This is a genomic window from Streptomyces sp. NPDC048211 (assembly GCF_043202315.1).
Classification (GTDB): Bacteria; Actinomycetota; Actinomycetes; order Streptomycetales; family Streptomycetaceae; genus Streptomyces.
Window position 1 is genome coordinate 20,876 of sequence record NZ_JBIDAD010000001.1, and the last position, 13,876, is coordinate 34,751.

The 13,876-nt window shown below is 71.8% G+C and carries 13 protein-coding genes; 9 read left to right on the top strand and 4 right to left on the bottom strand.

Features of this window, described 5'->3' with window-relative positions; genetic code table 11:
- Nucleotides 1-38 precede the first annotated feature (38 nt).
- Nucleotides 39-485: a hypothetical protein gene (locus tag ACGFZA_RS00100; RefSeq protein WP_266786353.1), complete on the top strand. Its 447-nt coding sequence runs from the start codon at nt 39-41 to the stop codon at nt 483-485.
- 28 nt (nt 486-513) lie between these two features.
- Entirely contained in the window at nt 514-1,392 is an 879-nt protein-coding gene (gene purU, locus ACGFZA_RS00105; protein ID WP_385288117.1) for a formyltetrahydrofolate deformylase, read from the top strand.
- A 15-nt stretch (nt 1,393-1,407) separates the two neighbouring features.
- Here purU and ACGFZA_RS00110 read toward each other — a convergent pair whose 3' ends face one another.
- Nucleotides 1,408-2,838, bottom strand: coding sequence for a zf-HC2 domain-containing protein (locus ACGFZA_RS00110; protein ID WP_385288119.1), 1,431 nt, complete (start codon nt 2,836-2,838; stop codon nt 1,408-1,410).
- Nucleotides 2,835-3,455 carry an RNA polymerase sigma factor gene (locus ACGFZA_RS00115; RefSeq protein WP_393676138.1) on the bottom strand — a complete coding sequence of 207 codons (621 nt, stop codon included), beginning with the start codon at nt 3,453-3,455 and terminating at the stop codon, nt 2,835-2,837. Before ACGFZA_RS00115 ends, ACGFZA_RS00110 begins: the two co-directional genes overlap by 4 nt.
- A gap of 313 nt (nt 3,456-3,768) precedes the next feature.
- Between ACGFZA_RS00115 and ACGFZA_RS00120 the strand changes: the two genes are divergently transcribed.
- Complete coding sequence (locus tag ACGFZA_RS00120) at nt 3,769-4,143, top strand: STAS domain-containing protein (RefSeq protein WP_385288123.1); 375 nt, start codon at nt 3,769-3,771, stop codon at nt 4,141-4,143.
- Between the two features lie 104 nt (nt 4,144-4,247).
- On the top strand, nt 4,248-4,769 hold the full coding sequence (locus tag ACGFZA_RS00125) for an EF-hand domain-containing protein (protein WP_385288126.1): 522 nt from the start codon (nt 4,248-4,250) through the stop codon (nt 4,767-4,769).
- Between the two features lie 870 nt (nt 4,770-5,639).
- Here the strand turns inward: ACGFZA_RS00125 and ACGFZA_RS00130 are convergent.
- Complete coding sequence (locus ACGFZA_RS00130) at nt 5,640-7,175, bottom strand: class I adenylate-forming enzyme family protein (protein WP_393676141.1); 1,536 nt, start codon at nt 7,173-7,175, stop codon at nt 5,640-5,642.
- A gap of 144 nt (nt 7,176-7,319) precedes the next feature.
- On the opposite strand from ACGFZA_RS00130, the gene ACGFZA_RS00135 reads away from it, so the two are divergent.
- The 4 genes from ACGFZA_RS00135 to ACGFZA_RS00150 all read left to right on the top strand — a co-directional run bounded on the left by ACGFZA_RS00135 (nt 7,320) and on the right by ACGFZA_RS00150 (nt 11,638).
- On the top strand, nt 7,320-8,513 hold the full coding sequence (locus ACGFZA_RS00135) for an amidohydrolase family protein (RefSeq protein WP_327709537.1): 1,194 nt from the start codon (nt 7,320-7,322) through the stop codon (nt 8,511-8,513).
- A gap of 11 nt (nt 8,514-8,524) precedes the next feature.
- Nucleotides 8,525-9,682: an acyl-CoA dehydrogenase family protein gene (locus ACGFZA_RS00140; protein WP_393676144.1), complete on the top strand. Its 1,158-nt coding sequence runs from the start codon at nt 8,525-8,527 to the stop codon at nt 9,680-9,682.
- A gap of 6 nt (nt 9,683-9,688) precedes the next feature.
- Nucleotides 9,689-10,636, top strand: a complete 948-nt coding sequence (locus ACGFZA_RS00145) for an acyl-CoA dehydrogenase family protein (RefSeq protein WP_393676146.1) — start codon at nt 9,689-9,691, stop codon at nt 10,634-10,636.
- A 486-nt stretch (nt 10,637-11,122) separates the two neighbouring features.
- On the top strand, nt 11,123-11,638 hold the full coding sequence (locus ACGFZA_RS00150) for an ATP-binding protein (protein ID WP_385275208.1): 516 nt from the start codon (nt 11,123-11,125) through the stop codon (nt 11,636-11,638).
- 60 nt (nt 11,639-11,698) lie between these two features.
- Here the strand turns inward: ACGFZA_RS00150 and ACGFZA_RS00155 are convergent, their stop codons facing one another.
- Nucleotides 11,699-12,625: a cyclase family protein gene (locus ACGFZA_RS00155; protein WP_385275205.1), complete on the bottom strand. Its 927-nt coding sequence runs from the start codon at nt 12,623-12,625 to the stop codon at nt 11,699-11,701.
- Nucleotides 12,626-12,708: 83 nt separating this feature from the next.
- Between ACGFZA_RS00155 and ACGFZA_RS00160 the strand changes: the two genes are divergently transcribed.
- The gene (locus ACGFZA_RS00160) at nt 12,709-13,626 is read left to right on the top strand and encodes an SDR family oxidoreductase (protein WP_393676149.1); all 918 of its coding nucleotides are present in this window, start codon (nt 12,709-12,711) and stop codon (nt 13,624-13,626) included.
- Nucleotides 13,627-13,876 lie beyond the last annotated feature (250 nt).

The window sequence follows — 13,876 nt, forward strand, 5'->3', positions numbered from 1 at the left end:
CCGAGAACTCTTCCCGTCGCGGCCGTCGCTCCTCCACCATGGGCGGCATGCCGCTCAATGACATCCCTTGGTGGCGCTGGCGCAGCAACGTGCGCTCGGCGCTGCATATGCTCTCCGACCCCGTCTTCCACCACGAGTGCTGGCTGGCCGGCCGGGAGGGGTACGGCGACGTCACCGACGCCGTGTACCGCCTGGTCGAGGACACCTGGCTGGACAACTGGTCCGCCGAGAAATACGTCGGCACGGTCTTCCGGGACTCCGGCGAGGCCGCCCTCGTCGACGTCGCCGTGCTGCGGGTGCTGCGCATCATGCACCAGGTCGGCGCGGACGCCCCCGTCTCCGCCTATCTGGAGCACCACGGCTGGCCGGAGGCCGTCCGGGCCGCCCGCGAGGCCCATGTGCTGCTCGCCACGAACGACGGCGAGGACCCCGACGTCCCGCCCCGCTCGCTGGACGTGCTCCGCATCATGACCAGGACCGCCTGAAACGAGGACGGTGTGGCACGCTACGGGGATGACCGCGCCGCAGCCTGCTGACACCGCCCCCGAGCAGTACGTCCTCACCCTCTCGTGCCCCGACAAACAGGGCATCGTGCACGCCGTGTCGAGCTATCTCTTCATGACCGGCTGCAACATCGAGGACAGCCAGCAGTTCGGGGACCACGACACGGGTCTGTTCTTCATGCGCGTCCACTTCTCGGCGGACAGCCCGGTGACGCTCGACAAGCTGCGGGCGAGTTTCGCGGCGATCGGCGACTCCTTCCGGATGGACTGGCAGATCCACCGCTCCTCGGACCGGATGCGGGTCGTGCTGATGGTCAGCAAGTTCGGCCACTGCCTCAACGACCTGCTGTTCCGGTCCCGCATCGGCGCCCTGCCGGTCGAGATCGCGGCGGTCGTCTCCAACCACACCGACTTCGCCGAGCTGGTCGCCTCGTACGACGTGCCTTTCCGCCACATCCCCGTGACCAGGGAGAACAAGGCGGAGGCGGAGGCGCAGCTGCTGGAGCTGGTCCGCGAGGAGGACGTGGAGCTGGTCGTCCTGGCCCGCTACATGCAGGTCCTCTCCGACGATCTGTGCAAGCAGCTCAGCGGCCGGATCATCAACATCCACCACTCGTTCCTGCCGAGCTTCAAGGGCGCCAAGCCGTACCACCAGGCGCACGCCCGCGGGGTGAAGCTGATCGGTGCGACGGCGCACTACGTCACGGCCGACCTGGACGAGGGCCCCATCATCGAGCAGGAGGTCGAGCGGGTGGGCCACGGCGTGACGCCGGACCAGCTGGTCGCCATCGGGCGCGATGTGGAGTGCCAGGCGCTGGCGCGCGCGGTGAAGTGGCACGCGGAGCGGCGCATCCTGCTGAACGGCCGCCGCACGGTGATCTTCGCCTGAGGGCTGCCCGGCGGTCTACAGCCTGCTGAGCGAGGCCGCCGCGAAGAGCACGTCCCGGATCGCGTCGCGGTCCCCGCGCTGCCCTGCCGCCGCCTCCACGGGCGGCACGTGCCCCGCCACCAGCTGGCAGAACTCCACGCCGTCCAGTGCGACCTGCGCCACCGTGTGATCGGGGGAACCGAGGGCGGCGGGGGAGTCCAGCGCGATGTACCAGTCGCCGCCGCCCGAACCCTCGACCTCCAGATGGAGCGAGCGGCCCGGGGAGCCGGCCGTCACCAGACGGCGGGCCGGACCGGCGAGCCCCGCCCGGCGCCGTACGGCCAGGGCTGCCGGCAGGAGCCGCGCCGCCAGGTCGATCATCCGGTGCAGGTGGGCGGCGGACGGCGGCTCGTACGGATAGTCGACCGCGTCCGCGATGTCACCGGCGTGTACCCAGCACTCGAACGCCCGGTCCAGCAGGGCGTCCTGCAACGGCAGCGCGAAGTCGCCGTAGGAGACGGAGAGATCCGAGACGCCGCGCCCCGCGAAGGACACGGTGCGGATGAGGGTGTGGCTCTGGTCGCGCCACGGTTCGCGGACGCTGCGGGTCGGCGGGCGCCGGGCGGCGGACCAGTACGTCTCGGTGCGCGTGGTGGGGGCGAGCTGCAGCCCGGAGCCCCGGCGCGGGGTGCCGGGGACGCTCTCGGCGAGCGGGTCGTCAAGGCCGAGGGCGGCGCTGACCAGGCCGTCGACGGTCATCAGATGACCGATGACACCGGCGACCGTCGTCTTGCGGTTCACCCCGCGCTCGTCCTCGAACCACTTGAGCCGCACCGGGGCGTGCCACTCCGAGTCGCCGATGTCGCGCAGCAGCGCGTCGAGCCGGGCCGTCTCGGCGTCGTACGGGGCGGCCCACTCCGGAACCGGGATCTTGGCCGGCCGGCGGTTCAGGCAGTTCTCCAGCACCCGGGTCCGGAGCATCGGATCCAGGTCCAGGCTGCGGTCGGTGTGCAGCAGGCCGACCGCGTCGCGCAGCCGCAGCGCCTCCTCGGCACAGGGGGCGCACTCCGTGAGGTGCGCCTCGACGGCCTCGGACTCCTCGGCCGAGCACGCGGTCAGCGCCCAGGCTCCCAGCAGCGCCTTCAGGACGCGGTGCGGGAGCGCGAGGGCGGGCGGCGGGCCGGGCGGTTCGTCGTCGGGCCGCGCCTGTTCCGGCGCGGGCACCTGAGGCGCGGGCGCGGGCACCGGTGGCGGGCCGGGCGGTTCGTCGTCGGGCCGCGCCGGCTCCGCCTCGGCCTCCTGAGGCGGAGCGGGTGCGGGCACGGGCGGCGGCGGGACGAACCGGCTCGGGTCGAAGTCGTCCGCGGCGGCCCGTGGACCCGGTATGCGCCGGGCGCCCCGCGCCACTTCGTCCCGCCCCTCTCCCTCGCGGCCGCCCTCGTCGAAGCCGTCACTGCCGTCGGTCACAGCGGCCGTCCGTATCCGGGCGGTGAGGAGCCCTCCAGTGGCCGGGTGTGCGCGGTGGACAGCAGCTGCAGCCCCAGCCGCAGCCGGCGGCGCGCCTCGTCCTCGGTCACCCCGAGGTCGGTCGCGGTCTGCCGGTAGTCGCGCCGCTGGATGTACGCGAGCTCCAGCGCGGCCCGCAGCGGTGCGGGCATGGACGCGACGATGTAGTCGGCGCGGGCCGCGGCGGTGGCCAGGCGCACCCGTTCCTCCAGGTCGGCCGGGCCGATGCCGGACCCGTCGTACCCCTCGTCCTCCCCGTACCCGTCGTAGGCGTCGTTCGCCTGCCGGGCGGCGGCGGTCCTGCGCAGCCGCTGCACGGACTCGCGGTGGGTGAGCCGGGCGACCCAGGACCGCATCGAGCCCTGCTTGGGGTCGTAGGCGTCGGGGTTCTCCCACACGTAGCCGAAGACCTCGCGCGTGACGAGGTCCGCGGCGCTCTCGTCGTCGAGCATCCGGTTGGCCTGGCTGTGCACGAGGGAGGCGAACCGGTCGTAGAGCTCGCCGAGGGCGGCCGCCTCACCGCGTGCCAGACGCTGCTGCATCCTGCGGTCCCAGCGGGGTGGTGCGTTTTTGGCCATGCGACCCCCAGCCCTGTGCCGTCAGGGCCTCTCGCCCTGTACCCCTCGTCACATCGAATGTAGTCGGCAAGGCTGACCGAGCACGCCCCTTTACGGCAAGTACGTCCCTGTGAGCGCCCTGGATGGTAGGGAATGCGGCACACCGCAACGACGGAATCGGACCTGAAGTGATCATTTCTGCACGAAACCGTTCTGCGCCTTCCTCGGGGAGGCGGTGTTTCATGGGGAGTGCGCCTGGGCAGCCGCGAGGAGGAACGCAAACTTCCGGATCACTGGAACCCCCAGGAATCCCCGGAACGAGAGGCCCAGTCGCGTGACACTGAAAGTGGCCGAGACCGAGCAGGGCGTGTGGACCGTTCTGCACATGCGCGGCGAGCTGGACCTGGTGACCTCACCGGTGGTTCGTCAGTCCGTCCATGACGCGGTGGCCGTGGGCTGCCACGACGTCGTGCTCGACCTTTCCGAGGTCTTCTTCTGCGACTCCAGCGGCGTGGGCGTCCTGATCGCCTCCCGCCGTCTGATGCGGTCCTGCGGCGGCCGGCTGCGGCTGATCCTGCCCGCCCGGGGCGCCGAGGAGGGCTCCCACGTCAACCGGGTGCTTGCCGCGCTGGGCGTACGCCGGCTGTTCGAGGTCTACCCGGACTGGGACTCCGCCGTCGACGAGGAAGCCCAGCCGCTCTCGGCCTGAAACGGCTGCCGGCTGGTCGCCCGCCCGGACATTAATACCGGGTTGTCACACCGGTGACGCGCGTAAGTGACACGTGACGCCTGCGAGCGTCGTACGCTCCCCGCATGGACAGCGCAGAGTATGAGCGCAAGATCGCCTTCCGCTTCGCCGCCTTCGACCAGGACGGCAACGGATACATCGATCGCGCGGATTTCAACGCCGCCGCGGCCCGTCTGCTCACCGAGTTCGGTACGACGGCCCGCTGCGACAAGGGCCAGGCGCTCTACAGCGGAGCCGAGGCGTTCTGGCAGGGCATGGCGGGTATCGCCGACGTCGACGGGGACCAGCGGGTCACCCGTGAGGAGTTCGTGGGCGGCGCGGTGAAACGGCTGCGCGACAACCCCGAGCGCTTCGCGGAGATCGCCCGCCCCTTCCTGCGGGCGGCCATCGCGGTGGCCGACCCGGACGACGACGGCGCGGCGGCCGTGCCGGCGGTCGAACGGGCCCTGCGGGTCCTGGGCGCGAGCCCCGACGCGGCGGCGTTCGCCGCGCAGAGCCTGGACGCGGACCGCGATGGGCGGATCGCGGAGGCCGAGGCGGTGGCGGCGTTCGCCGGGTACTTCACTGTGATCGAACCCGACGCGTAGCCCTTGGGCGGGCGGCAGCGGGGTTCCTTGCCCTTGCCCTTGCCCCGGGCGGGGGGTTCCGTCCTCAATCGCCGGACGGGCTTGTCGGTGCGGGTGCCCCCGTTGGGCGCGGCGTGCGCCTCTGCCCGGTGGGTGGGGGGCCGGGGCCCCTCCGGGGCGTCTCCTCAAACGACGAACGTTCCGCGGGTACGTGATGGACCCGGGTCGGTGTTCGTCGTTCTGCGGGGACTCCCCTGCACGGCCCCGGCCCCGGCCGTTCTGCGTCTGCGGCGGTCGATTCGCCGGTGTGCAGACGCGGTGGTGCGGGTGTTCCCGTGGGGTGCGGGGTGCGCCTTTGCCGGGTGGGTGGGGGGCCGGGGCCCCTCCGGGGCGTCTCCTCAAACGACGAACGTTCCGCGGGTACGTGATGGACCCGGGTCGGTGTTCGTCGTTCTGCGGGGACTCCCCTGCACGGCCCCGGCCCCGGCCGTCCTGCGTCTGCGGCAGTCGTATCGACGGCGTGCGGACGCAGTCTGGACTGGGTGGGGGCGTGGAGGGGAGTCCCCGCAGGAAATGGCGTACGACCCGGGTCCCCCTCGGACCCGAGTGAACACGCCATTTTTGAGGAGACGCCCCGGAGGGACCCCACCCCCACCCACCGGACGGTGGCGCCCCGCACTCGGCGGAGCACCCGCACCTCTCAAGCCCGTCCGGCGATTGAGGACGGAACCCTCCGCCAGGGGATGGGCAAGACATAGGACCCGGCCCCGCAGGGGCCCCCGCCGGTCCGGCGATTGAGGACGGAACCCTTCGCCCGGGGATGGGCAAGACACAGGACCCGGCCCCGAGAGGGGCCCCCGCCCGTCCGGCGATTGAGGACAAAGCCCCGCCTCAAGCGAAACGCGCACGCAACTGGTACTTCAGGACCTTGCGGAGCGCCTCGTTGCGGGGCAGCGCGGCGACCAGTTCCAGTTGTTCCGGGAGCTTGTGGACGGACAGGCCCTCGCCGCGCAGGTAGGCCGTCAGTTCGGGAAGGGTGAGTGGCGGGGCGTCCGGCGGCTGTTCCACCACCGCGCAGACGCGTTCGCCGCGCGCCCGGTCGGGGAGGCCGATCACCGCCGCGTCGCCGACGCCGGGGTGGCGGGCGAGGAGGTCCTCTATCTCCTTCGCCGAGATGTTCTCGCCCTTGCGGATGATGATGTCCTTCAGCCGGCCGGTGAGTACAAGGTGCCCGCTCGGCAGGAGGTGGCCGACGTCGCCGGTGATCAGGAAGCCGTCGTCGTCGAAGGGGGAGGCGGCGCCCAGATAGCCCCGGCAGACGGCTTCGCCCCGCAGGCGGACCTCGCCGTCCGCGCCGTACGGCAGCGGCTTGCCGTCCTCGTCCGTGATCCGGATCTCCATGCCCTCCGGCGGGCGGCCCTCCGTTTCGGCGAGGTGCTCCACCGTGTCGTCGGGGGCGCCCATCGTGATCATGGGGACCTCCGTCATGCCGTAGCCGTGGGTGAGCTGGACGCCCATCTCGCGTACCACCGCGTGGTAGATCTCCGGGGGTTTCGGGGCGCCGCCGCCCGCGAGGAGGCGGAGTGTCGGGATGAGCGGGGTGGACGGGGCCTTGCGCTGTTCCGTCAGGAACATGGAGTAGAACGCCGTGGAGCCGCCCGCCACCGTCACCCCGTGGCGCCGGTACTCCGCAAGCGCGTCCGGCATCGCGAAGTGCTCGAAGAGGACGGCGGGGAAGCCGTAGAGGAGCAGCATCACCGCGTAGTCCGGGCCGCCGACGTGGGCGAAGGGGAAGGCCACCGAGCCGATGTCGTCGGCGGACAGGTGCAGCGCGTGGGCGAGGCACGAGCCGCCCGCGATCAGGCTGCGGTCGGTGTGCAGGACGCCCTTCGGGTCGGACGTGGTGCCCGAGGTCCAGTAGATCCAGCGCACGGCCGTGCCGTCGGAGGAGGGCGGGGGCAGCGTCGCGGGATCGCCGTCGGGGAGGGTGTCGTACGCCTCGAAGACCTGGGGCGGGCGCGCGAGGTCCGCCGAGAGACCGGCGGCCATCGCCGTGTGGTCGAAGCCGCGCCAGGTGCCGGGCACGGCGAAGTACTCCGCCTTCGACTCGCGCAGGGCGAAGCCGACCTCGCGGTCGCGGTAGAAGGGGATGACGGGGGTCTGTACTGCGCCGATCCGAGTCAGGGCGAAGGACAGCAGGACTGTCTCCAGCCGGGTCGGCAGCTGCCAGGCGACGACGGTGTCCGGGCGGACGCCCATGGCGTACAGGCCGGCCGCCACCCGCTCGGCCCGGGTGTGCAGCTCGCCGAACGTGAGCGTGCGGTCGTCCTGGATCAGGACGGGGCGGTCCGGGGTCAGGGCGGCCCGGCGTTCGATGAGCTCCCAGAAGGTGCGTGAGGCACCCAGGGCATGTGCGGTCTCGTTCACGGCGAACCCCTCACAGCTGACGGGTAGTCAGATCGTGCGGAGAGCGTAGAGCTCTGCGCCTTGTCGGTCCAGGGGTGCGGGGCTAGCCTGAGGGCGACGTCAATCTGACGGGTCATCAGAAATGTGTGCGCCGAAGGGGACACCATGACGGAACTGCCTCGGATCGTCAGCGTCGACGACCATGTGATCGAGCCGCCGCACCTCTTCTCGACCTGGCTGCCGGCCAAGTACCGCGAGCGCGGCCCGCAGCCGCTGACCGCGGGCATCGGGGAGCTGGCGTACACCGGGGGCAAGTACGTCATCACGATGGACCCGGACGGACCGCCCACCGACTGGTGGATCTACGAGGACCTCAAGTTCCCGTACAAGCGGAACATCGCGGCGGTGGGGTTCGACCGCGACGACATGACGCTGGAGGGCATCACCCGGGCCGAGATGCGGCGCGGATGCTGGGACCCCGTCGAGCGGCTGAAGGACATGGACCTCAACCATGTCGAGGCGAGCCTCTGCTTCCCCACGTTCCCGCGCTTCTGCGGGCAGACCTTCGCGGAGGCCCACGACAAGGAGGTCGCGCTCGCCTGTGTGCGCGCGTACAACGACTGGATGGTCGAGGAGTGGTGCGGGGACAGCGGTGGCCGGCTGATCCCCCTGTGCATCATCCCGCTCTGGGACATCGATCTCGCCGTCGCGGAGATCAGGCGGAACGCGGCGCGCGGGGTGCGGGCGGTGACCTTCTCGGAGATCCCGACGTATCTGGGGCTGCCGTCGATCCACACCGGGTACTGGGACCCGTTCTTCGCCGTCTGCCAGGAGACCGGCACGGTCGTGAACATGCACATCGGGTCCAGCTCGCAGATGCCCGCCGCCTCGCCGGACGCCCCGCCCGCGGTGCAGGCCTCGCTCTCGTTCAACAACGCGATGGCCTCGATGATGGACTTCCTTTTCAGCGGGGTGCTGGTGAAGTTCCCGCAGCTCAAGCTCGCCTACAGCGAGGGCCAGATGGGGTGGATCCCGTACGCGCTGGAGCGCGCCGACGACGTCTGGGAGGAGCACCGGGCCTGGGGCGGGGTGCGCGATCTGATCCCCGAGCCGCCGTCCACGTACTACTACCGGCAGATGTTCTGCTGCTTCTTCCGCGACAAGCACGGCGTCGCGTCGCTCGACGTGGTGGGGCGGGACAACGCCACGTTCGAGACGGACTATCCGCACGTCGACTCGACCTTCCCGCACACCAAGGAGGTCGCGCTCGACCACGTCAAGGGACTGGACGACGAGACCGTCTACAAACTGATGCGCGGGAACGCGATCCGGATGCTCGGCCTCGACCTCGACAAGTAGGCGCGTGCGTCATGGACCTTGCGTACACGGAGGAAGAGGAAGCCTTCCGGGCGCGGCTGCGGGAGTGGCTGGGTTCGGTGCTCCCGGGGCTGCCGGGGAAGCCGGATCCCGGTGACTGGCCGGGGCGGCGGGCGTACGACGCCGGCTGGCAGAAGCTGCTGTACGACGCCGGGTACGCGGGCCTGCACTGGCCCGCCGATGCCGGTGGCCGGGGCGCCACACCCACTCAGCACCTGATCTTCCTGGAGGAGACGGAGCGGGCCGGGGCGCCCTACGTCGGGGCGAACTTCGTCGGGCTGCTGCACGCCGGGCCCACCATCGCGGCCGAGGGCACGGCCGAGCAGCGGGCCCGCTGGCTGCCGCCGGTGCTCCGGGGCGAGGAGATGTGGTGCCAGGGGTTCAGCGAGCCGGACGCGGGATCGGACCTGGCGTCGCTGCGGACCCGGGCGGTGCGCGACGGCGACGACTACGTGGTGAGCGGGCAGAAGATCTGGACCTCGCACGCGGAGGTCGCCGACTGGTGCGAGCTGCTGGTGAGGACGGACACGGAGGCGCCGAAGCACCGGGGCATCAGCTGGCTGGCGATGCGGATGGACGGTCCGGGCGTCACGGTCCGGCCGCTGCGCACGCTCGCCGGATCGACGGAGTTCGCGGAGATGTTCCTCGACGAGGTGCGGGTGCCCGTCTCGCACCGCGTCGGGGCGGAGAACGACGGCTGGCGCGTCACCATGGTCACGCTCTCCTTCGAGCGCGGCACGGCCTTCGTCGGCGAGGTCGTCGCCTGCCGCCGGACCCTGGACGCGCTGGCCGCCGAGGCCCGCAGGAGCGGGCGCTGGGACGACGCGGTGCTGCGGCGGAGGCTGGGCCGGCTCAACGCCGAGTTCCGGGCGCTGTGGCGGCTCACCCAGTGGAACGTCAGCGAGGCGCAGTCCAGTGGGGGAGTCCCCGGCGTCGGCGGTTCGGTCTTCAAGCTGCGGTACTCGCACGCCCGCCAGGAGCTGTACGAGGCGGCGGCCGAGGTGCTCGGCGCGGGCGACGGCCTCGATCTGGACCGGGAGTGGGTGCTGGACCGGCTGTCCTCGCTCTCGTACACGATCGCGGCCGGTACCTCGCAGATCCAGCGCAACATCGTCGCCGAGCGGATTCTCGGCCTGCCGAAGGGGCGGTGAGCGGGGGTGGACTTCCAGCTCTCGGAGGACCAGCGAGCCCTGCGGGCAGGGATACGGAGTCTGCTCGCAGGCCGGTTCGACAGGGGCCGGATGCGGGCGGCGCACGAGCCGGGAGGGGGCGTGGACCGGGCGCTGTGGCGGGAGCTCGGCGCGTCCGGGTTCTTCGCCCTGCGGCTGCCGGAGGCGGCGGGCGGGATCGGTCTCGGGCTGCCCGAATCCGTACTTCTGTTCGAAGAGGTGGGTCGGGCGCTGCTGCCCGGGCCACTGGCCGCCACCCAGCTCGCCGCAGGCGCGGTGAAGGGGGCGGCCGAGGGGGAGGCGGTGGTGGCCCTGGCGGAGCCGGGGCGGCCGGTGGGGCATCTCGGAGGGGCGGACGCGCTGCTGGTCCTGGACGGGGACCGGACGCGGGTGGTGACCGGCGCGGTGCTGCGGCAGGTGGCGGACGAGGCCCGGCCCGTACGGTCGCTCGACCCGGGTACGCCGCTGTGGCGGGTGCCGGATCTGTCCGGGTACGAGGGGGAGGCGCTGCCCGGCGGAGCCCGGCTGCGGTACGAGGGCGCTCTGCTCACCGCGGCCGAACAGCTCGGCGGTTCGGCCCGCAGCCTGGAGACGGCGGTCCAACACGCCGGGGAGCGGGAACAGTTCGGAGCGCCGATCGGGGCCTTCCAGGCCGTCAAGCATCTGTGCGCCGGAATGCTGGTGCGGGCCGAGCCGGCCCGCAGTGCCGTCTACGCCGCCGCCGTGACCGGGGACCCGGTGGAGGCCGTCGGGGCCAAGCTCCTCGCCGACGAGGCCGCCGTCGGCAACGCCCGCGACTGCCTCCAGGTGCACGGCGGTATGGGCTTCACCTGGGAGGCCGACGTGCATCTGCGTCTCAAGCGGGCCTGGCTGCGGGCCGGGCAGTGGGTGACGGCGGCGGACGCGGAGGAGGTGCTGGCGGCCGATCTGGGCTGATCCCGGGCGGTTGGGTGCCCGGCGCACGCACGTGACGCGACGGACCCCTGAGGTTCACGCTGTGGAGTGACGCAGTGCAGTCGGTATGCGTCGATACCGGCTTGTGTCCTTTGCGTGATTCGTCACGGGGTGGAGTCGGCGCCGGGCTCAGGTACGCTCCGTTGGATGCGAGTGGTTCTGGAACCTGGCGATCCGGATGTGGCCTGTGCGGCGACTCCGGTCCGCGAGAGGTGCCCTGCTCGTGATCCACGCGGAAGCGCCGGGCCTGCCGGGGAAGCGATTCCCGGGTCTGTGACGCGCTTCTGTTCGACTCGCCGCAGAGCGCATCGCACAGTATGCACCACGCGTACTCCTTCGCGTTGGAATATGCCCGAAGCGCTTGTTGCGGTGACTGTACGTCAACCATGCTGTCTCGTAAGGGAATCACGTTCCGTGACCCTGAGGAGGCGCGAGGCGATGTGTCCGCCGGTTCGGATGGTGTGAGCGGTGCAGGTGCTTCAGGTTCAGTTGGAGGTCGGGCCCGACCCCGCGGAGGTCGGACGGGCCCGCAGATGGGCGCGTTCGAGGCTCGTCGGGTCCGGGATAGGAGACGACGAGCCGCTGGCCGAGACGCTCATCCTGCTCATCTCGGAGCTCGTCACCAACGCGGTCGTGCACACCGGCTGTCCGGCCGTGCTGCGCATGCTGTTCGGCTCGACGGGGGCCCCGGGAAACGCCGGGACCGTCCGGGTCGAGGTGGCCGACGCCAGTTGCCGCCCGCCGCAGCAGCGGCACGCGGAGGGCGAGGACACCGGCGGCCGCGGCCTTGAGCTGGTCGACGGCCTGGCCGACCGCTGGGGCTGGCAGCCGGAGGGCGCGGGCAAGCGCATCTGGTGCGAGGTCGACCGCGGCATCCCGCTGATCCAGGTGCAGCTGCAGCCCGGCCCCCCCGAGCGCGAGGGCGACGGGTGCGGCGCGGGTGTGGCGTACGAGGCCTCGCACGCCGGTACCCCTCGCGCGTAGTACCACCCCCGTGCGCGGGGGCGCCTGCCGTGCATCGGGTTCCCGGCGCGCGGTCGGGCCTCAGAGGATCGCGACCGGGGCGACCGGCGTGCCGGTCGCGCCGGTGAAGGGTTCCGGCATGGCGGAGAGCAGGAAGGCGTAGCGCCCCGCGTCCGCACAGGCTGTGGACAAGCCCTCCAGGTTCCAGTTCTGGCCCTGGAGCATGCCCATCTCGACCAGGTCGAGTGCGTGCACCCCCAGCCACAGGTCCTCGATCTCCGGCGGGAAGATCTCGAAGGTCAGTGTGTCGTTGGCGACCGCGGCCGCGTCCCGGGCCCGGAACCACTCGGGTGTACGGATCGACAGCCCCGGCGACGGATACCCGTAGGCGTTCTTGTCCCCGGAGAGGTACACCTGCACCTGTCCCGTCCGTACGAGCACGATGTCGCCCGGCCGCACCCGGACCCCGGCCAGCTCCTCGGCCGCCTCCAGGTCCTCGGGCGTGACCGCGTGGCCGCCCGGCAGCCGGTCCACGCCGTGGGCGCGGGCCACGTCGAGGAGGACGCCGCGCGAGACGATGTGCGGGGCCTTGTCGATGCCGCTGAACTGCGCGCCGCCGTGGGCGGTGATGGTGGCGGCGGGCCGGCCGTTGTAGATCTTCCCCGAGTGCGAGGCGTGGGTGAGCGCGTCCCAGTGGGTGGCGGTCTGGAGGCTCATGACCACGCTGTCGTCGCTGGTGGCGACGGTGCCGGGGCCGAAGAGCTCCTGGTTGATCTGGACCATGGTGTGCAGCGGATTGACCCGCCCCGGGATGAGCCCGTTCTGGACGCCGTCCTGCTGGAGCGGCAGGGCGAGGGGGATGCGCTGCCCGCTGCGGACGGTGGCCGCCGCCCCGCGTACGACCTCGTCGGTGATGAGGTTGAGCGTCCCGATCTCGTCGTCCGCTCCCCAGCGGCCCCAGTTGTTCACGCGCTTGGCGAGGTCGTGGAACTCGGCCGGCAAGGACATGGCGCCTCCTGGGGCTTGTGCCGGTGGACCTGATGACCCATAGAATCTAACGGTCCGTCAGAAACCGCGGGAAGGGGCCGGGCATGGGGAACTTCTTGGCAGACAAAGTGGTGGCCGTCACGGGTGCCGGTCGCGGCATCGGGCGAGCCGTCGCGCTCGCCGCGGCGGCCGAGGGGGCGAGAGTCGTGGTCAACGACTACGGCGTCTCCGTCGAGGGCGGCGAACCCGCGAGCGAGATAGCCGAGTCCGTCGTCAAGGAGATCGTGGCGGCGGGCGGCGAAGCGGTCGCGGTGGCGGACGACATCTCCACCATGGCCGGAGGGCAGCGGGTCGTGGACACCGCGCTCGCGCACTTCGGGCGGATCGACGGGGTCGTCTGCGTGGCCGGGATCCTGCGCGAACGCATGCTCTTCAACATGTCCGAGGCGGAGTGGGACCCGGTGGTCGCCACCCACCTCAAGGGCACCTTCACCGTCTTCCGGGCCGCGTCCGCGGTGATGCGCAAGCAGGAGGGCGCCGGCACGCTCATCGGCTTCACCAGCGGCAACCACCAGGGCAGCGTGGCCCAGGCGAACTACAGCGCGGCCAAGGGCGGCATCATCTCGCTCGTCCGCAGCGCGGCACTCGGTCTGCACAAGTACGGCGTCACGGCGAACGCGGTCGCACCGGTGGCGCGTACCCGGATGTCGGCGAACGTGCCCATGGAGCTCAAGGAGATCGGTGAGCCGGAGGATGTCGCGGCCCTGGTCGTCTACCTGCTGAGTGAGCGGGCGCGCGCGGAGAAGATCACCGGTCAGGTGTACACGATCGCGGGCCCGAAGATCGCGGTCTGGGCCCAGCCGCGGGAGCTGCGCGCGGGGTACGCGGAGGGGGCGGCGTGGACACCGGAACGCATCGCGGACTTCCTGCCCGGGACGGTCGGGACGGACCCGATGCCGATGCTGGCGCAGCTGGAGGAGATGGCGGCGGCGGCGAAGGCCGCGGCGCGGCCGAACGCGTAGGCCGCGCCGCGTGTGCCTTGCGGGGCGGGGTGCGTGCGGCTTCCGCCGGTGGGGCGGGGTGCGTGTGGCTTCCGCCGGTGGGGCGGGGTGCGTGCTTCTGCCCCTCTGCGGGTGGGGTGCGGGGGCGGAGCCCCCGGTTGGGGTCGAGCTCCGGAGTCCGGGCGGCGCAGGCGCGTCGCCGGGGCGCTGCCCCGGACCCCGGTCCTCAATCGCCGGACGGGCTGGATATGGGGCCCTGGCCCCACATGGG

What these genes read in the sequence shown, in the direction of transcription:
- ACGFZA_RS00160 (WP_393676149.1), top strand. Translation starts at nt 12,709, where the DNA reads ATGGGGAACTTCTTGGCAGACAAAGTGGTGGCCGTCACGGGTGCCGGT.
- ACGFZA_RS00115 (WP_393676138.1), bottom strand. Translation starts at nt 3,455, where the DNA reads ATGGCCAAAAACGCACCACCCCGCTGGGACCGCAGGATGCAGCAGCGT.
- ACGFZA_RS00155 (WP_385275205.1), bottom strand. Translation starts at nt 12,625, where the DNA reads ATGTCCTTGCCGGCCGAGTTCCACGACCTCGCCAAGCGCGTGAACAAC.
- purU (WP_385288117.1), top strand. Translation starts at nt 514, where the DNA reads ATGACCGCGCCGCAGCCTGCTGACACCGCCCCCGAGCAGTACGTCCTC.
- ACGFZA_RS00135 (WP_327709537.1), top strand. Translation starts at nt 7,320, where the DNA reads ATGACGGAACTGCCTCGGATCGTCAGCGTCGACGACCATGTGATCGAG.
- ACGFZA_RS00125 (WP_385288126.1), top strand. Translation starts at nt 4,248, where the DNA reads ATGGACAGCGCAGAGTATGAGCGCAAGATCGCCTTCCGCTTCGCCGCC.
- ACGFZA_RS00140 (WP_393676144.1), top strand. Translation starts at nt 8,525, where the DNA reads ATGGACCTTGCGTACACGGAGGAAGAGGAAGCCTTCCGGGCGCGGCTG.
- ACGFZA_RS00100 (WP_266786353.1), top strand. Translation starts at nt 39, where the DNA reads ATGGGCGGCATGCCGCTCAATGACATCCCTTGGTGGCGCTGGCGCAGC.